A 22,305-nucleotide genomic window follows, 5' to 3' on the forward strand; every position below is an offset into this window, starting at 1 on the left:
TGGCGCGTCTTGCGCGGCACGGGCTCGCCCCCGGGACAGCTCAGGCGCGGGCGGGCACCCGCTCGGCGAGGCGCGCACGCACGATCCGGGTCGCCTCGATCATGTTGGTCAGGGACTCGACCGTCTCGGCGTAACCGCGGGTCTTGAGCCCGCAGTCCGGGTTCACCCAGACCTGCCCGACCGGGATGGCCGCAACGGCACGGTCGAGCAGCTCCGTGAGTTCGGCGACGCTCGGCACCCGCGGCGAGTGGATGTCGTAGACGCCCGGCCCGATGCCGTGGTCGAAACCGTTGGCCTGGATGTCCGCGACGACCTCCATCCGGGAGCGGGCCGCCTCGATGCTCGTCACGTCGGCGTCGAGGTTGCGGATGGCGTCGATCACGACGCCGAACTCGGAGTAGCAGAGGTGGGTGTGGATCTGGGTGGCATCCAGCACCCCCGCCGTCGCGAGCCGGAACGAACCGACGGACCAGTCCAGGTAGTCGGCGTGCCCGGCCTTCTTGAGCGGGAGCAGTTCGCGCAGGGCGGGTTCGTCGACCTGGACGATGCCGATTCCGGCGGCCTCGAGGTCGGCGATCTCGTCGCGGAGGGCGAGGGCGACCTGACGGGCGGTCTCGCCGAGGGGCTGGTCGTCCCGCACGAAGGACCAGGCGAGGATGGTGACCGGTCCGGTCAGCATGCCCTTGACCGGCTTCGCGGTGAGGCCCTGCGTGTAGGTCGACCACTCGACGGTGATCGGCTTCGGGCGCGAGACATCGCCCCACAGGATGGACGGTCGCGTGCACCGGCTGCCGTAGGACTGGACCCAGCCGTTCTCGGTGACCGCGAAGCCGTCGAGGTTCTCGGCGAAGTACTGCACCATGTCGTTGCGCTCGGGTTCGCCGTGCACGAGCACGTCGAGGCCGATCTCCTCCTGGAGGTCGACGACCCGGGCGATCTCCGCGCGCATCAGGTCGCGGTACTCGTCTGCGTCGAGCACTCCCGTGAGGAAACGGGCGCGGGCGCGGCGGATCTCCCCGGTCTGCGGGAAGGAGCCGATCGTCGTCGTCGGCAGGAAGGGCAGCGCGAGGGCGGTCTCCTGGGCGGCGAGGCGGTCGGCGTACTCCCCGCGGGTGAAGTCGTCGGCGGTGAGCGCTGCGGCGCGGGCCCTGACGGCACCGTCGCGCACTCCGGGGGCGATGCGGCGGGCGGCGAGGGCTCTGGTCGCGGCGTCGAGCTCGGCGTCGATGGCCTCCCGGCCGTCGGCCAGGCCGCGGGCCAGGGTCGCGACCTGGCCGACCTTCTCGTCGGCGAAGGCGAGCCAGCTCACGAGGTCTGCACCGAGCGCGGACTCGTCGGTGACCGTGTGCGGGACGTGCTGCAGGCTCGTCGAGGTCGAGACGGCGACCCGCGGTGACAGGACGCTGACCTCGTCGAGGTGGGCGAAGGCATCCGCCAGGTCGCCGCGCCAGATGTTGTGCCCGTCGATGACACCGGCGACGAGCGTCTTCCCCTCGAGGCCGGGGACGGCCGCGGGCAGGGCGCCGCGGACGAGGTCGAGGCCGATGGCTTCGATCGGTGCGGCGGCGAGCACGGGCAGGGCGTCGTCGAGGCTGCCGTAGGGAGCGGCGACGAAGATCGCCGGGCGCTGGGCGAGGTGGCCGAGGGTCCCGTACGCCCACTGCACTGCGGTGAGAGCCTCGGCGCGGGGCACAGGGACGCTCTCGCTGACGAGGCCCGGTTCGTCGAGCTGCACCCAGTCGGCGCCGGCGTCCGCGAGGCGCTGCAGCAGCGTCGCGTAGACCGGAATGAGGTCGTCGAGCCGGTCGAGGGGCTCGAAGCCCGCGGGGGCTTCGTCGCTCGGCTTGCTGAGCAGCAGGAACGTCACCGGGCCGACGATGACGGGTCGGGTCAGGAAGCCGGCCGCGCGCGCTTCCTCGAATTCGCGCACGATCCGGTCGCTCGACAGGGAGAACTCCGTTTCCGGTCCGATCTCCGGCACGAGGTAGTGGTAGTTCGAGTCGAACCACTTGGTCATCTCGAGCGGGAGGCTCTCCCCTTCGCCGCGAGCGAGGGTGAAGTATCCGGCGAGGTCGATGCGTCCGTCGGCGTCGAGGAGCCCGGCGAAGCGGGCCGGTACGGCGCCGACCGTGCAGAGCGCGTCGAGCATCTGGTCGTAGAAGGAGAACGACTCGGGGATGGCCGAGTCTGTGCGCCCGAGACCGAGGGCGGCGAGGCGGTCGCGGGTGGCCTGGCGCAGTCCGGCCGCGGTGGCTTCGAGCTCTGCGGCGGTTGTGGTGCCGGCCCAGAACGCTTCGACGGCCTTCTTGAGCTCACGGCGCGGGCCGATGCGCGGGTAGCCGAGGATCGTGCCTGCGGGGAACGGGGAGGTGCTGGTCATGGCGTGTCCTTTGCGGTGAGGGTGCTGTGCGGTTCGGATGGGCGGATCATCGGATGATCGGGGCTTGAGGGGGGGGGTAGGGGCTTCGGGTCGGGCGGTGGTGCGTCGGCCCGATTTCGGGCGCGACGGAAACCCGTGGCGCAGGCGCTGCGTTCGGGTGGACGGGAGAGCTGCGGAGGCGGGAAGGAGCATCCGCCGTCGCTCTACACGATCGTGGGCAGTGCCGTCGGGGCCGGAGCCTGAGGCTGAGCAGGAGTGTCCCGAACCGGCGCCGTCGCGCCGAGCAGGCCGCAGCCGTCGAGCACCTCGAGAACGGTCTCGTGCTGGTTGAAGGCGTAGAGGTGCAGCCCGGGCGCTCCCCCGGCGATCACCTGGGCGGCGAGGTCGACGGCGTGGCGGATGCCGATCTCGCGCTGGCCTTCCCTGGTCGGTTCGATCTCGAGCCGGATGGACAGGTCTGCCGGCATCTGTTCGCCGGACAGCTCGATGATCCGCCGCAGTCTGGCCGGGCTCGTCACCGGCATGATGCCGGGCAGGATCGGGAAGAGCACCCCGGCCTCCCTCGCCCGCTGGACGAAGCTCAGGAAGTGGTCGGCGTGGAAGAAGAGCTGGGTGATGCCGAGGTTCGCGCCGGCCGCCTGCTTGGCGAGCAGGGTGTCGATGTCCTGCGCCGAGGAGCGTGAGCGGGGGTGGCCGTTCGGGAACGCCGCCACGGCGATCCGCACCTTCTCGTGGCCGGCCTTCACGGCGCGGGCGGCCGGGATGCCGGGGATGATCGTCTCGCGGTACGGCGACTTCTCGGCCTGGACGCGGTGGATGAGCTGCACGAGTTCGGCGGCGCTGCCGAAGTCGCCGAGGAACGCCTCGCCCTCCTTCGTTCCGGCAGGGGGGTCGCCGCGGAGGGCGAGGAAGCTGCGCACTCCCGCGTCGAGGAATTCGCGGATCAGCCGGTTCGCCTCCTCGTGGGTGGAGCCGACGCAGGTGAGGTGGGCCATCGCCTCGACGTTCGTCGTGCGCAGGATGCGGCTGAGCACGTCGAGCGAGGAGCGGCGCGAGGATCCGTTGGCTCCGTAGGTGACCGAGAGGAAGTCGGGTCCTGCCGCGGCGAGATGGTCGATCGTCGTCGCGAGGGCGGCAGCGGCGGCATCCGTTTTGGGCGGATACAGCTCGAAGGAGAACGGGATGCGCCGGGTGCGGGCGGAGTCCGGTGGAGTGGACATGCATTCCTCATTCGACAGGAGCCAGTGCGTGCACTGAAATGGCCGGGCGGCCGCGGACCGCCAGGGAGCCCTGGCGGGTGTTCGCGGGCGGGTGCCGGGCTCGGCTGTCGCTCCATGCCGGCGGAGGAAATCCGTCGGCAACGATTGAAGAAAACACTAGCAATCCCCGAACGGGATTGCACGAGTGTGACCGTTCGTTACCGGGGTCAGCTCGCGACGGCGGGCGCGGTGCCTGACGGTGCGAGGAGGAACGGCGCGAACAAGGACTGGATCTCGGTCGTGACGAGGGCGCGTACCCGGGTGCCGGTCTCGGCGTAGTCGGTGCTCAGGATCGTGCCCTGCGCGTGCAGGATCGCGATCAGGTCGCCGCGCTCGTAGGGGATGAGCAGGTCGAGCTCGATCGAGGGGCGCGGGAGCAGGTCAGCGACCGCGGCAAGCACCTCGTCGATGCCTTCGCCGGTGCGCGCGGAGACGAAGATGCCCTTCGGCCAGAGGCCGCGCAGCACCAGGCGATCGTCGTCGCTGACCAGGTCGCTCTTGTTGAAGACGACGAGTTCGGGGATCTCCCGGGCGCCGACCTCGCTGATGACCTCGCGGACCGTCGCGAGCTGGCTCGCCGGGTCGGGGTGGGAGGCGTCGACGACGTGCACGATGACATCGGCGTCCGCGACCTCCTCGAGGGTCGACCGGAAGGCCTCGACGAGTTGGTGCGGGAGGTTGCGGACGAAGCCGACGGTGTCGGTCAGCGTGTAGAGCCGGCCGTCGCTCGTCGTGGACTTGCGCACGGTCGCGTCAAGCGTGGCGAAGAGCGAGTTCTCGACGAGCACGCCGGCGCGGGTGATCCGGTTGAGCAGGCTCGACTTGCCGGCGTTGGTGTAGCCGACGATGGCGACGGAGGGCACGGCGTTGCGCTTGCGGTTGGCGCGCTTGGCCTCTCGGGCGGGCTTCATGGCCAGGATCTGCTTGCGCAGGCGGGACATCCGGGTGTGGATGCGACGACGGTCGAGTTCGATCTTCGTCTCGCCGGGGCCGCGGGAACCCATTCCGGCGCCGGTGCCGCCGACCTGGCCACCGGCCTGGCGGGACATCGAATCACCCCAGCCGCGGAGGCGGGGCAGCAGGTATTCGAGCTGGGCGAGCTCGACCTGGGCCTTGCCCTCCCGGCTCTTGGCGTGCTGGCTGAAGATGTCGAGGATCGTGGCGGTGCGGTCGATGACCTTGACCTTGACGACGTCCTCGAGGGCGCGCCGCTGGCTGGGCGCGAGTTCGGTGTCAGCGATGACGGTGTCGGCGCCGAGGGCCTTGACGATGCCGGCGAGTTCCTGCGCCTTGCCCTTGCCGAGGTAGGTGCTCGTGTCCGGGGTCGCCCGGCGCTGCATGAGGCCGTCGAGCACGGTGGCTCCCGCGGTCTCGGCGAGGGCGGCGAGTTCGCGCATGGAGTTCTCGGCGTCCGCGACGGTGCCCTGGGTGTACAGGCCGATCAGGATGACGTTCTCGAGGCGCAGCTGCCGGTATTCGACCTCGGTGACGTCTTCGAGCTCGGTGGAGAGGCTCGGAACCCGGCGGAGGGCGTTGCGGTCTTCGCGGTCGAGCTGGGCGCCGTCGTGGCCGTCATCGTGCTCGTCGGAGCGGGGCTCCGCGTCGAGGGCCTGGGCGCTCCCGCTGCGAAACAGGGAGTAGCCGGCGGCCTTGGAATCGGCACTGGCAAGTACCCGTGCCACAACATCGTCGTCCGGGGTTTCAACTGGTTCAATCATTCCTTTAACCTTACTTCCTCGAAGAGCGGTAGGTTCCCTCTATGCCTTCCGACCATTACTTCACCCCTGCCCCCGACAGCAAGCTCAGGCTGCAGCAGGTGACCGTGCACCTGGGAGGTCAGGAGCGGGAGGTCACGACCGCCAACTCCGTGTTCAGCCCGGACCACATCGACACGGGCACCAAGGTGCTTCTGGAGAACACTCCGGCACCGCCGCCCGGGGGCGACTTCCTCGATCTCGGCTGCGGCTGGGGTCCGATCAGCTTCCATCTGGCGCTCGCTGCGCCGCGCGCCACGATCTGGGCCGTCGACGTCAACGAGCGTGCCCTCGACCTCGTGCGGCTGAACGCCGAGAAACTCGGGCTCACCAACATCACGGCCGTCACGCCAGACCAGGTCCCTCCGCACGTGCAGTTCCGCACGATCTGGTCGAACCCGCCGATCCGCGTCGGCAAAAACGAGTTGCACAACCTGCTGAGCAGCTGGCTGCCGCGCCTGGAACCCGATTCGGATGCCTGGCTCGTCGTGCAGCGCAACCTCGGCTCCGATTCGCTGCAGCGCTGGCTCGACGGCGAACTACCCGACGACTTCGCGGTCTCCCGCTTCGCGATCAGCAAGGGTTTCCGCGTGCTGCGCGTCAAGCGCCACGGCGAACCCGCCCTCTAGCGGTTCGCGAGCGCACTCGCCCGCCCGTGCCGCAACGCAACGGTCCGCGTCGGCAACGTACCGCGAGAGTACGGTTTCGGCCCTTAAACCCGCGGTTTAAGGGCCGAAACCGCACTCTCGCGGCAGGTACGGGCGGATCCCGGTCAGTCGAGCCGGGTCAGTTGAGGCGGAAGACGCCGTCGTAGACGAGCTCGGCCGGCCCGGAGAGCGCGACGTGCTCGCCGTCCTCGGCCGGGAACATCCGCACGCCGAGCGTGCCGCCGGTCACCTCGACCCGCCACTGGTTCGGGGCTCCCTGGCCCGCCCAGTAGCGGGTCGCGAGGGCGGCCGCTGCGGCTCCGGTGCCGCAGGAGAGCGTCTCGCCGCTGCCGCGTTCGTGGACGCGCATCCGGATGTGCCCGACCCCGTCGACGATCAGGGGGTCGCCGGGCACGACGAATTCGACGTTGGCGCCGTCGGCGGGTTCGGGGTCGAGCTGCGGGATGTAGCTGAGGTCGGCGCTCTCGAGTTCTCCCTGGTCGGCGAGGGCGACCACGACGTGCGGGTTGCCGACGTTGATGCCGAGTCCGGGCCGGGCGACGGCGAGGTTCCTGGCGCGCACGAGCGGTTCACCGCCGTCGAGCCGCCAGCGACCCAGGTCGACCTGGTAGCCCGCTGCGTTCCGCTGCACGTCACGGACGCCCGCGCGGGTTCCGACGACGAGGGTGTCGCCGCCGGGCACGTCGGCGAGGCCCTGTTCGGCGAGGAACCGGGCATAGACCCGGATGCCGTTGCCGCACATCTCGGAGAGGGTCCCGTCGGCGTTCCAGTAGTCCATGAACCACTCGGCCTGGTCGTCTTCCGCGAGGGCGGCCGCGCCCGCCTCGAGGCTGCGCGAGCGGACCGCGCGGATGATGCCGTCCGCGCCGATGCCGAAGCGGCGGTCGCAGATCGCACGGATCTGCGCCGGGCTCAGGTCGATCTGCCCGTCGGGATCGGCGAACAACACGAAGTCATTGCCCGTGCCCTGGCCCTTGGTGAAGTTGAGATCGATGCCCATCAGACCAGTGTAGGGACGAGACCCCGGGTCGGCCGACCCCGAGCGCCGTCGCGGACGATCACGTCGCGTCGCCCCTCCCGGAACACCGGACGCGCCGATCACCCCCGCAAGCCCGGCCCACCGGTACCGGCCCTGCCGGACGGCCGGTCCCGCACACCGACGACCCGCGCCCAGCATCCGCTGCCCGAACCGATTCGACGGAGATTCTGCCCGGAAAGCGCTTCAAACGCCGTCCCACGTGCACAAAACGCAGAATCTCCGTCGAATTCGCGAGGGGTCAGAGGTGTGAGCGGGCGGCCCTCAGGCGGTCGGGGGCGTCGTAATCGATCCAGTGCGTGTCCACTGAACGTTTGAACCAGCTGACCTGACGGCGGGCGTAACGACGGGTCAGCTGCTGAGTCTGCTCGATCGCCTCGGCCTGGCTGAGCCGGCCGCTGAGCTGGCCGAGCGCCTGCGCGTAGCCAATGGCGCGGCTCGCGGTCACCCCGGATTCGAGGCCGGCGGGGATGAGGCCGCTGACCTCGTCGAGGAGGCCGGCAGACCACATCCGGTCGACGCGGGCGTCGAGCCGCGCGGTGAGCTCCTCGCGTGGTGCCCGCAGGCCGAGGGTCACGGTCGGGCGCCAGTAGACGGGTTCTCCCGGCAGCGCCGCGAGGTGCGGTGCCCCGGTGAGCTCGACGACCTCGAGCGCGCGCACGAGGCGCCGGCCGTTGCTCGCGCCGATGCGGGCGGCGGCGCCGGGGTCGACGATCTTCAGGCGCGCATAGAGCGCGCCGGGACCCTGCTCGACGAGTTCGGCCTCGAGCCGGGCGCGCAGCACCGGATCGGTGGCGGGAAACTGGAAGTCGTAGACCACGGAGGACACGTAAAGTCCCGATCCGCCGACGAGGATGGGCACGGCGCCGCGGGCCGTGATGTCCTCGATCGCGGCACGGGCCTCGGTCTGGTACCGGGCGACAGCGGCCTCGTCGGTCACGGCGAGCACGTCGAGCAAATGGTGCGGGATGCCGCGCTGGTCGTCGGCGCCGAGCTTGGCGGTGCCGATGTCCATTCCGCGGTAGAGCTGCATCGCGTCGGCATTGACGATTTCGGCCGGGGTGCCCTCAGCACCGAGACTCTCGGCGAGGTCGAGGGAGAGCTCGCTCTTGCCGGTGCCGGTCGGTCCGACGATGACGACGAGCACCCGGTTAGCGCTCACCGTCGTCGACGGCGTAGATCGGAACGGTGGAACTCGCGTTGGCCGCAGGGATCCGTCCGGCGGGAGCCGAACTGGCGGACACGGGACCCGGGGTCACCCCGGAGACCGGCGTCGCCTGCGGGGTCAGGTGCGAGACGGCCTGCGAAACGGGGTGCGGGGTCGCGTGTGAGGCGGCCTGCGGGGTCGGGTGCGCGGCGGTGGGACGGAGGCCGAGGGTGGGCATCCCGAGCGAGACGGCACCGCCTGCTGAGGCGCCGGCATGGCTCGGCACACCGCAGGCATCCGCTTCTGCACGGTCCCAGGCGTCGCCGGCCGTGGTCCGGCGGATGCGCAGCGGAGCCCCGTCCCGGGAATCGGCGATCAGGTGGAAGGGCGCCGCTTCGGTCACCGTCACGGTGACGAGGTCTCCGGGGCGAGGGCGCTCCGAGCCCTCGGGCACGTCGAAGTGCACGAGGCGGCTATCGGGGGCACGCCCGCTCATCCGGTGGGTGTCGGAGTCCTTGCGGCCCTCACCGTTCGCGACGAGCAGTTCGACCTCCCGGCCGATCACGGCCTGGTTCTCCTCCCAGGAGATCCGCTCCTGCAGCGCCGCGAGGCGCTCGTAGCGGTCCTGGACGATCTCCTTGGGCACCTGGTCGGCCATCTCGGCCGCCGGAGTACCCGGGCGGATCGAGTACTGGAACGTGAACGCCGTCGCGAACCGTGCCCGTTCGACGACCCGGAGGGTATCCTGGAAATCCTCCTCGGTCTCGCCGGGGAAACCGACGATGATGTCCGTGCTGATCGCGGCTTCGGGCATCCGCGCCCGGACCCGATCGAGGATGCCGAGGAATCGCTCGGAGCGGTAGGACCGGCGCATGGCTTTGAGCACCCGGTCGGAGCCGGACTGCAGCGGCATGTGCAGCTGCGGCATCACGGCGGGGGTGTCGGCCATGGCCTCGATGACGTCGTCGGTGAACGCGGCGGGGTGCGGGCTCGTGAAGCGGATGCGCTCGAGCCCCTCGATCTTCCCGGCGGCGCGGAGGAGCTTGCCGAAGGCGAGGCGGTCGCCGAATTCGACGCCGTAGGAGTTCACGTTCTGGCCGAGCAGGGTGACCTCGATGGCGCCGTCGTCGACGAGAGCCTGGATCTCGGCGAGGATCTCGCCCGGGCGGCGGTCCTTCTCCTTGCCGCGCAGGGCGGGGACGATGCAGAAGGTGCAGGTGTTGTTGCAGCCGACGGAGATGGACACCCACCCGCTGTAGCTCGAGTCACGCTTGGTCGGCAGGGTCGAGGGGAAGGTCTCGAGGGAATCAAGGATCTCGAGCTGGGCCTCACCGTTGTGCCGGGCGCGTTCGAGCAGGCTCGGGAGTGCACCCATGTTGTGGGTGCCGAAGACGACGTCGACCCAGGGCGCCTTGCCGAGGATGACGTCCTTGTCCTTCTGGGCGAGGCAGCCCCCGACGGCGATCTGCATGCCGGCGTGACGCCGTTTGATCGACGCGAGCTGGCCGAGGTTGCCGTAGAGCTTGTTGTCGGCGTTCTCCCGCACCGCGCAGGTGTTCAGCACGACGATGTCGGCCTCTGCCCCGTCGGCGGGAACGTACCCGGCGGCCTCGAGAGAGCCGCTCAGCCGTTCGGAGTCGTGCACGTTCATCTGGCAGCCGAAGGTGCGCACCTCGTAGGTGCGCGCCCGGCCGTCGTCGTCGCGGGCCGCCGGCGACGGCGCGATCAGGGTCTGCGTGCTCAAAGTCATAGTGACTCCAGTTTACGCGACCGCGCCCGTGCACCCGGCGGTGCAGCGTTCCGGGTCGCCGGGCGGTCCGCGCCGGACGGGTTCAGCGGAACCGCACGCCCGAGGAGTCCCCGCCGCCGTTGCGCGAGTCGAGCGCGGCCTGAACCGCCTCGCGCACCACGGAGGACGGGTAGCCCTTGCGCATCAGGAAGGCGTTGAGCCGGCGATCGATGGTGCGATCGTCGAGACGGCCCAATTGCTGCACGCGCTTGATCGCGACCTCGATGGCCCGTTCGGTCTCGTCGTCGGGCATCGCGTCGATGGTCTCCGCGATGAGTTCCTTGTCGAGGCCGCGGCGGCGCATCTCGGCCTGGACGCCGGAGCGCCCGAGACCCTTTCGCTCGTGCTGGCTGTAGACGATCTGCTCGGCGAGCTTCGCCTCGTCGAGATAGTCGAGACGGATGAACCGTTCGACGATCTCTTCGATCTCGCTCTCCGGAAGGTCGAGCCCGACGAGCACCCCGCGGGCCTCCGAGATGGACAGCGAGCGGGCGCGAAGCCGCTGCAACAGGACCTGTTCGGCGTGTTCGTTCTCGGCTTCGGTCTCGGCAGCACCGCCGTCGGCAGCACCGCCGTCGGAAGCGTCACCGGTCTGGACGGCGCCATCGGCACCCTCCGCTCCGGAATCGTCGGCAGCCGGTGACTGCGCCCCCGGCAGGTAGCTCACGGTCGCGAGCTTGCCGCGACGCTTGGCCGGGGCCCCGGTCGCCCGGCCGATGGCCGGAGCAATGTCCGGAGCAATGGCCGGAGCGATGTCCGGCTCATCCTTCGGTTCGAAGTGCACCATGCTCAGGCGCCCTTCCGGGCGGCGAGCCGGGCTTGGGTGGTCTTCGGCTGGCTGACGTCTGCTCCTGCGGCCGCACGGGCCGCTGTCGCGGCTTCCTTCGCGGCGAGCTCGGTCGCGGCTTCCGCGGCGGCGGCGGCCTTCTTGGCGGCTGCGCCTTCCGGCGAGATACCGAGCTTGAAGAGGATCTTGCTCTCGATCTCGTTGGCCATGTCCGGGTTCTTCAGCAGGAAGTTACGGGAGTTCTCCTTGCCCTGCCCGAGCTGGTCGCCGTCGTAGGTGTACCAGGCGCCGGACTTCTTCACGATGCCGTGTTCGACACCGAAGTCGATCAGGCTGCCTTCGCGGGAGATGCCGATGCCGTAGATGATGTCGAACTCGGCCTGCTTGAAGGGCGGCGCCATCTTGTTCTTGACGACCTTGACCCTCGTGCGGTTACCGACGGCTTCCGTGCCGTCTTTCAGGGTCTCGATCCTGCGGATGTCGAGGCGAACCGAGGCGTAGAACTTGAGGGCCTTACCGCCGGCGGTGGTTTCGGGGCTGCCGAAGAAGACACCGATCTTCTCGCGGAGCTGGTTGATGAAGATCATCGTGGTGTTGGTCTGGCTGAGCCCACCGGTGAGCTTGCGGAGGGCCTGGGACATCAGTCGGGCCTGGAGACCGACGTGGGAGTCACCCATCTCGCCCTCGATCTCGGCGCGGGGCACGAGGGCTGCGACGGAGTCGATGACGATGAGGTCGATCGAGCCGCTGCGCACGAGCATGTCGGCGATTTCGAGCGCCTGCTCCCCCGTGTCGGGCTGGGAGACGAGGAGGGCGTCGATGTCGACGCCGAGCTTCTTCGCGTAGTCGGGGTCGAGGGCGTGCTCTGCGTCGATGAACGCGGCGATGCCGCCACCCTTCTGGGCGTTGGCGATGGCGTGCAGGGTGAGCGTGGTCTTACCGGAGGACTCCGGTCCGTAGATCTCGACGATGCGCCCGCGCGGGAGCCCGCCAATGCCGAGGGCCACGTCCAGGGCGATCGAGCCGGTGGAAATGGTTTCGACCGGTGCCCGGTCGTCGCTGCCGAGGCGCATGATCGAGCCCTTGCCGAACTGGCGGTCGATCTGGGCGAGCGCGGTGTCGAGCGCCTTCTCGCGGTCTGCTGCTGATGCCATGGTGGGTCTCCTTCGGTCGTGCGTTTCGGCGCCTATAGGCTGTCGCGACACACTCACCGGGAGGACCCCGGTGCGTGCTCTGGGACAAGGCATTCGCTGTCTGTCACTGACGAAGGCGACTGTACGCCGCACCCCCGACATTGATCGGGAAACGCGACGACGGTGGACACTTCTGCACTGACTCCTGCTGGTGAGGAGCCTACCAAAGGTCGAACACGTATTCGAGCACCGACGCGCCGAAATGGTCGCGTCGTCGAAGTAAGGAGGGAAAGGAGGGCGGGCGCCCTAGGGGCGCGGCGCGGGCACGCCGGCGCCGAACCATCGGCTCTTGGGCACGTCGGTCTCGGCGCAGAGGGCGAGCCAGACGTCGCGCGCCGGAACACCGCCGGCCAGGGCCTGGTCGGCGGTGTTCCCGAGCGAGGTCAGCACGAGGTCGCGGGTCAGCACACGACCGTAGGACTCACCGAATTCGTCTTTCAGCGCCTGACGGAATTCACTGAGTCTCACGAAGCCACCTGGTCGGAGGGGAAGGAGGGGATGGGGAGGCCCGGGGTCAACGAACCATCATGCCGGTGTCGTACGTCGCGACGAGCTCGTCGGGAACGGTGTCGGGGAAACGATCGATTCCCTCGATGACGGCGAGGCGGTCTCCCACCTCACGCATGATGACCGAGATCGGGGTGTCCAGCGCGTCGGCGACGGACGCCAGAATCTCGGATGACGCTTCCTTCTGGCCGCGCTCCACTTCGCTCAGGTAACCCAGGGCCACGCTGGCCTTGCTGGCAACCTGACGCAGTGTGCGCCCTTTCTGCAGTCGGAAGTCCCTGAGCACATCGCCGATTTCCTGTCGCACAAGAATCATCGGAACCTCCTTCTCGTACTTATTAGGTACAACTATTTGGGTCATACCGGTGACGGATGGACAACAGTACTACATCCAGCCGACTCCTGCAGACTACCCAGAACGACTGGGGTTTGCTTGTGAATATGTACTGTGTAACCCAGCGTTTACGCGAACTATTCCGTCGGTAACGTGGCTATCAGCGCACGCACAGCTTCGACGGCCGCCCGCACTGTCTTCGCCCGGATCGCGGCCCGGTCACCGGTGAGGTCGAGCGCCACCGCCGAGGTTTCCGTCCCGATCGACAGGCCGAGGTAGACCGTTCCCGGTTGACGGCCGCCCTGGGGGTCCGGGCCGGCGACGCCGGTCGTCGAGACGCCGATATCCGCGCTCCGGCCGCCGAGGGTGAGCCGTCTGCGTGCTCCCCCGGCCATCTGGCGCGCGACCTCCGGGTCGACAGGTCCGTTGGCGGCGAGGAGTGCCGGGTCGACGCCGAGGAGGGTGTGCTTGAGTTCGGTCTGGTAGGCGACGATCCCGCCGGCGACGACGACGGATGCCCCGGGAATCCTGATGAGTTCGGCCGCGAGCGCTCCCCCGGTCAGGGACTCCGCGACGGCGATGGTGAGGCCCCGGCGGGTGAGTTCGGCGATCAGGGACGCGGTGGGGTCATCCGCATCGGGCACTTCGGGCACATCGGGCACATCGGGCACATCGGTCACGGCGGGTCAGCCGTCGTGCCGGGACTGGCGCGAGACGCGCCGGGCGGCGACGAGGTAGTCGATGCCGGTCGATACGGTCAGCACGAACGCGACGGCCATGGCTGCGTAGTTGACCCAGTGGATCCAGTCGCCGAGCACGAGCCAGAGCGGAACGAGGAAGAGCGAGATCGCGACCGACTGCATGATGGTCTTGAGCTTGCCGCCGCGGGAGGCCGGGATGACCCGGTCGCGGAGCATCACGAAGCGGAAGGCGGTGATGCCGAGCTCGCGGACGAGGATCACGATCGTGACCCACCACCACAGTTCGCCGAGGATCGACAGGGCGACGAGCGCTCCCCCGGTGAGGACCTTGTCGGCGATGGGGTCGAGCAGCTTGCCGAGGTCGGTGACGAGGTTGTGCTTGCGGGCGATCGCGCCGTCGATGCCGTCGGTCGCGATCGCGAGGATGAACAGCACGGCGGCGGCCCAGCGCAGCGCGCCGTCGTGGCCGGCGTCGGCGAGCAGCATCCAGATGAACAGCGGGGCGAGCAGGATCCGCACGACCGTGATCAGGTTGGGCAGGTTCCAGTTGCTCGGGCGTGCGACGGGTTCGGATGCTGTGGCCATGATCAGTCCCTGCCGGTGAGGTTCCAGGCATCCTCGTCTGCTGACGATGCCTCTTCCTCAGGGTAGCCCTCGCTCATCTTCGCGACCGGGTCGCCTGCGTAGCGCGGGTCGGGCTGGGAATCGGAGCGGGCATCCGCGTCGTGGGCGGCGTTGGCCTGCCTGGCGGCCGTCGCGGCGTGGTGCTCGTCGTCGGAGCCGCGGAGCAGGGCGAGCACGCTCGGCAGCTGTTCGACGGTGACAAGCACGTCGCGGGCCTTCGAGCCCTCCGAGGGGCCGACGATCTCGCGGGACTCGAGCAGGTCCATCAGACGGCCGGCCTTGGCGAAGCCCACCCGCAGCTTCCGCTGCAGCATCGAGGTCGAGCCGAACTGGGTGGAGACGACGAGTTCGGCCGCGGCGAGGAGCACCTCGAGGTCGTCGCCGATGTCGGAGTCGATCTCCTTGCGGGGAGCGGCCATCGAGACATCCGGCCGGTAGTCGGGGCGGGCCTGCTGGGTGACGTGCTTGACGACCCGCTCGATCTCGGCCTCGCTGACCCAGGCGCCCTGCACCCGGATGGCCTTCGAGGCGCCCATCGGCAGGAAGAGCGCGTCGCCCTGGCCGATGAGCTTGTCCGCGCCCGGCTGGTCGAGGATGACCCGGGAGTCGGTGACGCTCGTCACCGCGAACGCGAGGCGGGAGGGCACGTTGGCCTTGATCAGACCGGTGACGACGTCCACGCTCGGGCGCTGGGTGGCGAGCACGAGGTGGATGCCGGAGGCGCGGGCCAGCTGCGTGATCCGCACGATCGAGTCTTCGACGTCGCGCGGGGCGACCATCATCAGGTCGGCGAGCTCGTCGACGACGACGAGCAGGTACGGGTACGGCTTGAGGGTGCGGGCGCTTCCGGCCGGGAGCACGATCTCGTTGCCGACGACGGCCTTGTTGAAGTCGTCGATGTGGCGGAAGCCGAAGCTCGCGAGGTCGTCGTAGCGCATGTCCATCTCTTTGACGACCCATTGCAGCGCTTCGGCGGCCTTCTTCGGGCTCGTGATGATGGGGGTGATGAGGTGCGGCACGCCGGCGTATGCGGCGAGCTCGACGCGCTTCGGGTCGATCAGCACCATGCGCACGTCGCTCGGCTGGGCGCGCATCAGCAGGCTCGTGATCATCGAGTTCACGAAGCTCGACTTGCCAGAACCGGTCGAACCGGCGACGAGGAGGTGGGGCATCTTGGCGAGGTTCGCCACGACGAAGCCGCCGCCGACGTCCTTCCCGACACCGATGGTCATCGGGTGGGTGCTGTTCGTGGCCGCCGCCGAGCGGAGCACGTCACCGAGGGTGACGATTTCGCGGTCGGTATTCGGGATCTCGATGCCGATCGCGCTCTTGCCGGGGATCGGCGAGAGGATCCGCACCTCGTTCGACGCGACAGCGTACGACAGGTTCTTGCTGAGGGCGGTGACCCGCTCGACCTTGACACCGGGGCCGAGTTCGATCTCATACTGGGTCACGGTCGGGCCGCGGGAGAACCCGGTCACCCGGGCGTCGACCTGGAACTGGGTGAGCACTTCGGTGATCGAGGTGACGATCACGTCGTTCGCCGCGGAACGCGCCTTCGCTGGCGGTCCGGCGGTCAGGGTCGTGTTCGACGGCAGCTCGTAGGGCACGGCCGGGTGGTCGCCCGTGTCCGGGTGCAGTGGATGCCCGTCCTCGCCGGGAACAGCACCGGTCGCCCCTGCGAGGCCGTCGAGCCCGGGAAGTACTTCGGTGAGTCCTGCGGCCGCCGCGGACCCCGGGCCTCCGGTCGCCTCGTCGTCGTGCAGGCCGAAGTCCGAGCCGCGCGTCACGTCGATCTCACCGGTGAAACGCTTGATGGCGTCTTCTGCGCGGAGCAGGTCCTCGAGCACCTCGGTGCCGTAGTGGTCGCCGCCGGCGCCGCCGCCGGACAGCCCGACCGAGAACGGCGTCGCCGGAGTGGGCACCGGGGAACCGTCCGCCGGGGCGATGGCGCTGTCGAAGCCGCCGCGTCCGTCGCCGCCGAGCAGGGTGCTGAGCGGATCGTCGCCGTCCCCCGACCCGCCGGCGCCCTTCTTCGGGCCGTGGGCACCGGCATCCGACACGAGGGCGCCGCCGAAGTCGGGGTCTTCCTCGCGCTTGCTGTTGTTGCGGCGCCACCAGGGCAGGGCGCTGTTGCCGTCCGGCTCGCCGTCGACGCCGTCGAGTTCGACCTGGGCGGTCTTCTCGGCGCGCTCGAGTTTCGCGGTCTTCGCCGCCGCGCGCTCGTCCTCCGTGGAGAGCTCTGCGCCGAACAGCCAGGCGTAGAGCTCGCGCGACCGCTGCCCGATCCGGTTCGGCGGGGTCTTCGTGATGATCAGCAGGCTCAGGGCGAGCAGCAGGATGATGATGACGGTGGCGCCGATGGCGGTCGTGAGGGCGATCAGCGGCGCCGCGACCATCCAGCCGATCACACCGCCGGAGAGTGCGAGCACGTTCATGCCCTGGGTGGGCGTCGGCTGGCCGCCGTAGACGTGGCAGAGCCCGGAGACGGAGACGAGCAGCAGGCTCAGCCCGATGCCGATCCGCCCGTTGTCGTGCACGGAACTGGGCTTACGGAACAGCCAGATCGCGAAGACGAAGAGGATCACCGGCAACGCGAACGCGACCCGGCCGAACAGCCCGCCGAAGGTCCACGCGTCGAAGTTGCGGGCGACGGCGTTGTCGATCAGGAACCATTCCACGACCGCGCCGGCGACGGCGAGCAGCACGAGGAAGAACGGCAGGCCGTCGCGGCGTTCCTCTTTGGAGAGTTTTTCGGGGCCGAGCGCGCGCGCGGCGGCGCCGGCGACGTGGGCCAGGGCGAGCCAGGAACGCACGAAAAGGCCGGGTTCGGTCTCCGCGGCGGAGAACTTGACCGTCTTCTGGGCGGTGGTGCGGGCAGCCGGCTTGCGCGCGGGTGTACCGCGCGCCGGCGTGGTGCGGGCGCGCCCGGTCGACTTAGTGCTCGTGGCCATGGAGTCCACGGTACCGCCGAGCCGCCGATTCCGCGCGAGCCCACGCGGTCGACGTCGCGGCCCGGCTCACCGGGCAGGTGCACCGGGCAGGTGCGCCGGGCAGGTGCGCCGGGCTGCGTTCAGTAGCGGATGGCGTCGATCACCTTGACCCGCACGGCCACGAGCGCGGGCAGCAGGCCGGCGAGCGCGCCGACCGCGGTTGCGCAGACGAGGCCGAGCACCGCGGCTTCCACCGGGAACGGCGGGAAGTCGGTCACCTGGCCCTGGCCGATGAAGCCCTCGACGAGGGGATTCGTGACGATCAGCACGGCGGCGATCACGCCGACGACGCCTGCGACGATGGTCGCGACGACGCTCTCCATCATCACGGAGAAGAAGACCCGGCCGGCGGTTGCGCCGAAGCTGCGCCGGATGCCGATCTCCCGGATCCGCTGCTTGAGGGTGACGAGGGCGATGTTCACCAGGCCGAGCGCCCCGAGCAGGAGGACGAGCAGTGCGACTCCCCCGACCACGAGCTGGAGCGGCAGGTACGGGTTGTCTCCGCTGTACGCGGCGTAGTCCTGCCGGTAGACCTGCACGTTCGCCGTGCTTCCGAGCGCGCCCTGCACGTCCCTGGTCAGTGCGGCGCGCAGGTCCTCCGCGAGTGCCGGCGGCACCCAGAGCTCATAGCTCGGGGGCTGGCCGGATCCGCGCAGGGCGAGGGTGTCCGCCGGGCCGAGCGCCTGCACGGCGTCCGCGAGCATGTACATCGCCGGCGCGTTGTCCCAGGCCGTGGTCTGGTACACGCCCGTGATCACGGCCGTGGCGTTCTGGGTGCCGAGCAGGGTGGTCGTCGGGTGGGTGCGGAGGTCCGGTCGGCCGATCCGGTCGTAGAAGACCGAGTTCACGAGGACGGCCGGGGCCAGCCGGTCGGCGTCTGCGGCCGTGAACCAGTCGCCGTGCAGGAGGCGGATGCGGTGCATGGTGCCGTAAGCGGGGTCGACGCCCTGGATCTGCACTTGCGCAGCGCCGTCCCTGAACTGCACGAGCTGGCTGGTCTGCACGAGCCTGCTCGCGTGACCGACCCGGTATCGCGCGAGCTCGGTCTCCCAGAGCGCCTGCATCGCAGCGGAGTCCGGTGCCGTGCCGTCGCTCTGCGAGATCTGCATCGACAGGCTCGCCGGCCGGCCGCCCTGCCGCTCGCTCTGTTCGACGGTGGCCTGCTGCGCCACCGAACCGAGCGCGACCACGGTCGTGATCGCGCACACGGCGACGGCGACGCCGACCAGGGAAAGCAGCACCCGGGTGCGATGGATGCGCAGCTCCTGCCAGGCCTCGACGAAGGAGCCGACGAGGTTGCTCACGACCCGGTTCATGCGAGCATCGCGTCCGGAATCGTGGCCGGCGCCGTGCCGCGCACCGCGTCCAGCGCAGGGTCATGCGCACGGTCGCGCACGGGGTCGTGCACCGGGCGGAGCCCGCCGCCGTCGAGGCGGAGGTGCCGGGTGGCGGTCGCCGCGATGTTCGGGTCGTGGGTGATCGTGACGAGGGCGGCGCCGGAGTCGGTCGCGACCTCGTCGAGCAGGGTCATCACGGCAGCGCCGGTCTCGAGGTCGAGCGCCCCGGTGGGCTCGTCGGCGAGGATCAGCCGGGGGCTGCGGACGAGCGCGCGCGCGATCGCGACCCGCTGCTGCTCGCCGCCGGAGAGTTTGTCCGGCAGGGCGGTCAGCCGGTGACCGAGGCCCACCCGGTCGAGCATCTCCGCTGCGATCCGGGAACGCTGCCAGAACGCCCGGCCCTCGGCGTAGAGCAGCGGCGTCATCACGTTCTCGAGGGCGGTGCGGCCCTGCAGGAGGTTGAACTGCTGGAAGATGAAGCCGACGTCGCGGCCGCGTACCCGGTCGCGGTGGCCGCTCGAGAACGATTGCACGGGCCGGTCGTCGAAGAGCATCACGCCGGTCGTGGGGTTGTCGAGTAGCCCGAGCAGGTTCAGCAGGGTGGACTTTCCCGAGCCGGATCGGCCGACGATGGAGACGCGGTCGCCGACAGCGACGTCGAGGTCGACCCCGCTGAGGATGGTCAACGGCGGAGCGTCGATCAGCCGCACCGTGCGGGTGACGCCCTCGAGGTGGAGGAGCGTCATCCCGCGACTCCGGCGGAGACGCCGGGGGCTGAGCAGAATTTGCTCCCGTCCGGGAGCACCTGGCACCCGTCGGTTGCCGGATCGACGGCGCCGGGCACGAACTGGTCGATCAGGTCGCCGGCCACGAGGCCGGTGCGCACCTCGACGTTGGTCCCGTCGGTCAGGCCGAGGGTGACGGGGCGTTCCTCCGTGCCGCCGTCCGGCAGCACGAACCAGACGATGCCGGTTTCGGCGGACCCCTTGACCGCGGTCGTCGGCACCACGAGCACGTTCTCCGCCTTGCCGCCTGCGAGGGTGATCTGCGCTGCGAGGCCGGGGAAGACCGTCACGCCGGCCGGAACCGCGCAGCTCACGGTCGTGGTCGTTCCGCCGCCGGCCGACCCTGCCGAGCCCGACGATCCGGTGGCCCCGTCCGTGCCGGTTCCGCCGCCCCCGCCGGCGCCGGCGAGCGGGGTCGTGATGCTGAGCCCGGTGCAGGTGAAGGGCGCGGGGCCGTTGGTGATGGCGATGGATGCCTCGGTCGGCCGGTTCACCAGCCGGTACTGCTGCTCGGGGCTGAGCGAACCGCTCACCGAGAACGTGGGAGGGGCGAGCTGTCCCGTCGTGTCGCCGATCGCGACGGACTGGCCGTGGATCACGGTGAGCGAACTGACAGTGCCCGCCGCGGTCGCGAGGACCTTGACGAACGTGACGGCCGGCTTGGGCTGGGTCACGGTGACCTGGCCGGCGGCATCCGTCGACTCGACCGGGTCGCGGGGCGTCTCGACCTTGATGTCGTAGAGCTTGTCGCCGTTCGCGACCGTCTGGCCGACCGTGGCGAACACCTCGTCGACGGTGCCGAGTGCGGTGGCCCGCACCGGGACGGCCGGGTCGGCGTTGACGGTACCCGGCACGACGACGTCGTTCGTGATCGTGCCGAGGCTGACCGGCAGCTGCGGTTCGATGAGCTCTGCGCTCGGCTGGGCGGGGTCGTCGGCGACCGCGGTGTCAGGGAAGAACGCGACTTTGACGAGCGCCACGGCGATCGCGGCGATCACCAGCAATCGCAGGATCGGAAATATCCACACTCGCGCTACGTGCACCGGAGCCCCCGTTTCGGTTACGCGCCGCAGGCGACGCTGGGTCGATCCTACGGGTGAAACGGATGCCGTGCGCGGTTTGCGCGAAATGCCACACGATCAGGCATCCCGCGCCTCGCGCCTTCGTGCCCGCGAGCGTGCGCCGGGCGTGCTGCTCTCGTGGGTGAAACGCAAAGTCGGAGATTTTCGCGACACGCCGGCATCCCTGCCCGCGCTCACGGCGTGTCCGAGATTTCTCCGACTTCACGTCGGATGGCGGCCGTCGCCGGCGCGGATTCCGGGCTAGGCCTCGATGACGAGCGGCACGATCATCGGGCGGCGGCGGAAGGTCACATTGACCCAGCGACCGACCGTGCGGCGCACGATCTGCTGCAGCGCATGCGGGTCGCGCACCCCGTTCTCGGCGGCCTCGGCAAGCGCCGCCCGGATCTTGGGCAGCACCGCGTCGAAGACCGAGTCGTCCTCCGCGAAGCCCTTCGCGTGGATCTCCGGGCCGACGATGACGTTGCCGGTCTTGGCATCGACGACGATGATGATCGAGATGAAGCCCTCCTCGGCGAGGGTGCGCCGGTCCTTGAGGTCGGCCTCGGTGATCTCGCCGACCGTCGAGCCGTCGACGTAGACGTAGCCGAGGTCGAGCTGGCCGACCTTCCGCACGACGCCGTCCCTGAGGTCGAGCACGGTGCCGTCCTCGGCGAGGATGACGTTCTCCGGCGGCACGCCGGTCTCGGCGGCGAGCTTCGCGTTGGCGACGAGGTGGCGGTATTCGCCGTGCACCGGGAGCACGTTCTTCGGCTTGAGGATGTTGTAGCAGTAGGTGAGCTCGCCCGCGGCGGCGTGGCCGGAGACGTGCACCTTGGCGTTGCCCTTGTGCACGACGTTGGCGCCGAGCTTGGTCAGGCCGTCGATGATGCGGTAGACCGCGTTCTCGTTACCCGGGATGAGCGAGCTCGCGAGGATCACGGTGTCGCCGGGGCCGACCTCGACCTGGTGGTCCTGGTTGACCATCCGCGCGAGCACGGCCATCGGTTCGCCCTGGGAACCGGTCGACATGTAGACGATCTTGTCGTCCGGGATGCTGCCGGCCTTCTTGAAGTCCACGAGCACTCCCTCCGGCACGGTCAGGTAGCCGAGGTCTGCGGCGATCGTCATGTTGCGCACCATGGAGCGGCCGAGCAGGGCCACCCGGCGCCCGTTGGCGTGTGCGGCGTCGAGCACCTGCTGCACCCGATGCACGTGGCTCGAGAAGCTCGCGACGATGACGCGGCGCGGGGCCCTGGCGATGACGTCGTCGAGGACGGGACCGATCAGCCGCTCCGAGGCGGTGAAGCCGGGGACATCCGCGTTGGTGGAGTCGACGAGGAACAGGTCGACGCCCTCGGTGCCGAGCCGCGCGAACTCGCGCAGGTCGGTGAGCCGGTGGTCGAGCGGGAGCTGGTCCATCTTGAAGTCGCCGGTGTGCAGCACGGTGCCGCCCGCGGTCTTGATCGCCACGGCGAGGGCGTCCGGGATGGAGTGGTTGACCGCGACGAACTCGAGGTTGAACGGGCCGAGCCGCTCGGTCTGCCCCTCGGCGACCTGCAGCGTGTACGGCACGATCCGGTGTTCCTTGAGTTTGGCCTCGATGAACGCGAGCGTGAGCCCCGAGCCGATCAGGGGGATGTCCGCCCGCAGCTTGAGCAGGTACGGCACGGCACCGATGTGGTCCTCGTGCCCGTGCGTCAGCACCACGCCGAGAATGTCGTCGAGCCGGTCCCGGATCGGGCTGAAGTCCGGCAGGATCAGGTCGACGCCGGGCTGGTGCTCCTCGGGGAACAGCACGCCGCAGTCGACGATCAGGATCTTGCCGTCGATCTCGAACGACGTCATGTTCCGGCCGATCTCGCCGAGGCCGCCGATCGGGATGATCCGGAGCGTTCCCGGTTCGAGTGTGGCCGGTTCGTAGACGTCGATGGGCATGGGCCCTCCTCG

18 protein-coding genes are annotated in these 22,305 nt (G+C 69.7%); 1 reads left to right on the forward strand and 17 read right to left on the reverse strand.

Features of this window, described 5'->3' with window-relative positions; genetic code table 11:
• Positions 1 to 40: 40 nt before the first annotated feature.
• The 3 genes from metE to hflX form a co-directional block, all read right to left on the reverse strand.
• On the reverse strand, positions 41 to 2,380 hold the full coding sequence (gene metE / locus MQH31_RS20125) for a 5-methyltetrahydropteroyltriglutamate--homocysteine S-methyltransferase (RefSeq protein ID WP_243013538.1): 2,340 nt from the start codon (positions 2,378 to 2,380) through the stop codon (positions 41 to 43).
• 203 nt (positions 2,381 to 2,583) lie between these two features.
• Positions 2,584 to 3,600, reverse strand: coding sequence for a methylenetetrahydrofolate reductase (locus MQH31_RS20130; RefSeq protein WP_243013539.1), 1,017 nt, complete (start codon positions 3,598 to 3,600; stop codon positions 2,584 to 2,586).
• A 206-nt stretch (positions 3,601 to 3,806) separates the two neighbouring features.
• Positions 3,807 to 5,357, reverse strand: a complete 1,551-nt coding sequence (gene hflX / locus MQH31_RS20135; RefSeq protein ID WP_134534926.1) for a GTPase HflX — start codon at positions 5,355 to 5,357, stop codon at positions 3,807 to 3,809.
• A 41-nt stretch (positions 5,358 to 5,398) separates the two neighbouring features.
• Here hflX and MQH31_RS20140 point away from each other — a divergent pair, with 41 nt between their 5' ends.
• Entirely contained in the window at positions 5,399 to 6,022 is a 624-nt protein-coding gene (locus tag MQH31_RS20140) for a class I SAM-dependent methyltransferase (protein ID WP_134534927.1), read from the forward strand.
• A gap of 157 nt (positions 6,023 to 6,179) precedes the next feature.
• On the opposite strand, the gene dapF is transcribed toward MQH31_RS20140, so the two are convergent.
• The 14 genes from dapF to MQH31_RS20210 all read right to left on the reverse strand — a co-directional run bounded on the left by dapF (position 6,180) and on the right by MQH31_RS20210 (position 22,293).
• Complete coding sequence (gene dapF, locus MQH31_RS20145; protein ID WP_243013540.1) at positions 6,180 to 7,061, reverse strand: diaminopimelate epimerase; 882 nt, start codon at positions 7,059 to 7,061, stop codon at positions 6,180 to 6,182.
• A 277-nt stretch (positions 7,062 to 7,338) separates the two neighbouring features.
• On the reverse strand, positions 7,339 to 8,259 hold the full coding sequence (gene miaA / locus MQH31_RS20150) for a tRNA (adenosine(37)-N6)-dimethylallyltransferase MiaA (protein ID WP_243013541.1): 921 nt from the start codon (positions 8,257 to 8,259) through the stop codon (positions 7,339 to 7,341).
• Positions 8,249 to 9,994 carry a tRNA (N6-isopentenyl adenosine(37)-C2)-methylthiotransferase MiaB gene (miaB, locus tag MQH31_RS20155; protein WP_243013542.1) on the reverse strand — a complete coding sequence of 582 codons (1,746 nt, stop codon included), beginning with the start codon at positions 9,992 to 9,994 and terminating at the stop codon, positions 8,249 to 8,251. The genes miaA and miaB overlap by 11 nt, the downstream gene beginning before the upstream one ends.
• An 82-nt stretch (positions 9,995 to 10,076) precedes the next feature.
• Positions 10,077 to 10,820 carry a regulatory protein RecX gene (locus MQH31_RS20160; protein WP_243013543.1) on the reverse strand — a complete coding sequence of 248 codons (744 nt, stop codon included), beginning with the start codon at positions 10,818 to 10,820 and terminating at the stop codon, positions 10,077 to 10,079.
• Between the two features lie 2 nt (positions 10,821 to 10,822).
• Positions 10,823 to 11,974: a recombinase RecA gene (recA, locus tag MQH31_RS20165; protein WP_134534931.1), complete on the reverse strand. Its 1,152-nt coding sequence runs from the start codon at positions 11,972 to 11,974 to the stop codon at positions 10,823 to 10,825.
• Between the two features lie 285 nt (positions 11,975 to 12,259).
• Positions 12,260 to 12,481 carry a DUF3046 domain-containing protein gene (locus tag MQH31_RS20170; protein ID WP_134446951.1) on the reverse strand — a complete coding sequence of 74 codons (222 nt, stop codon included), beginning with the start codon at positions 12,479 to 12,481 and terminating at the stop codon, positions 12,260 to 12,262.
• 46 nt (positions 12,482 to 12,527) lie between these two features.
• The gene (locus tag MQH31_RS20175) at positions 12,528 to 12,836 is read right to left on the reverse strand and encodes a helix-turn-helix domain-containing protein (RefSeq protein WP_134446949.1); all 309 of its coding nucleotides are present in this window, start codon (positions 12,834 to 12,836) and stop codon (positions 12,528 to 12,530) included.
• A gap of 155 nt (positions 12,837 to 12,991) precedes the next feature.
• The gene (locus MQH31_RS20180) at positions 12,992 to 13,525 is read right to left on the reverse strand and encodes a CinA family protein (RefSeq protein WP_243013563.1); all 534 of its coding nucleotides are present in this window, start codon (positions 13,523 to 13,525) and stop codon (positions 12,992 to 12,994) included.
• Between the two features lie 15 nt (positions 13,526 to 13,540).
• Positions 13,541 to 14,140, reverse strand: a complete 600-nt coding sequence (gene pgsA / locus MQH31_RS20185; protein ID WP_243013544.1) for a CDP-diacylglycerol--glycerol-3-phosphate 3-phosphatidyltransferase — start codon at positions 14,138 to 14,140, stop codon at positions 13,541 to 13,543.
• 2 nt (positions 14,141 to 14,142) lie between these two features.
• Positions 14,143 to 17,133, reverse strand: a complete 2,991-nt coding sequence (locus tag MQH31_RS20190; protein ID WP_134534933.1) for an FtsK/SpoIIIE family DNA translocase — start codon at positions 17,131 to 17,133, stop codon at positions 14,143 to 14,145.
• A gap of 119 nt (positions 17,134 to 17,252) precedes the next feature.
• Positions 17,253 to 18,476: an ABC transporter permease gene (locus MQH31_RS20195; protein WP_243013545.1), complete on the reverse strand. Its 1,224-nt coding sequence runs from the start codon at positions 18,474 to 18,476 to the stop codon at positions 17,253 to 17,255.
• 8 nt (positions 18,477 to 18,484) lie between these two features.
• Complete coding sequence (locus tag MQH31_RS20200; protein ID WP_243013546.1) at positions 18,485 to 19,255, reverse strand: ABC transporter ATP-binding protein; 771 nt, start codon at positions 19,253 to 19,255, stop codon at positions 18,485 to 18,487.
• On the reverse strand, positions 19,252 to 20,292 hold the full coding sequence (locus tag MQH31_RS20205) for a permuted SH3 domain-containing protein (protein ID WP_243013547.1): 1,041 nt from the start codon (positions 20,290 to 20,292) through the stop codon (positions 19,252 to 19,254). The genes MQH31_RS20200 and MQH31_RS20205 overlap by 4 nt, the downstream gene beginning before the upstream one ends.
• Positions 20,293 to 20,616: 324 nt before the next feature.
• Entirely contained in the window at positions 20,617 to 22,293 is a 1,677-nt protein-coding gene (locus MQH31_RS20210; RefSeq protein WP_134534936.1) for a ribonuclease J, read from the reverse strand.
• Positions 22,294 to 22,305: the final 12 nt, after the last annotated feature.

Origin of the sequence: Cryobacterium zhongshanensis, from assembly GCF_022760445.1 — a bacterium.
GTDB classification, from domain to species: domain Bacteria; phylum Actinomycetota; class Actinomycetes; order Actinomycetales; family Microbacteriaceae; genus Cryobacterium; species Cryobacterium algoricola.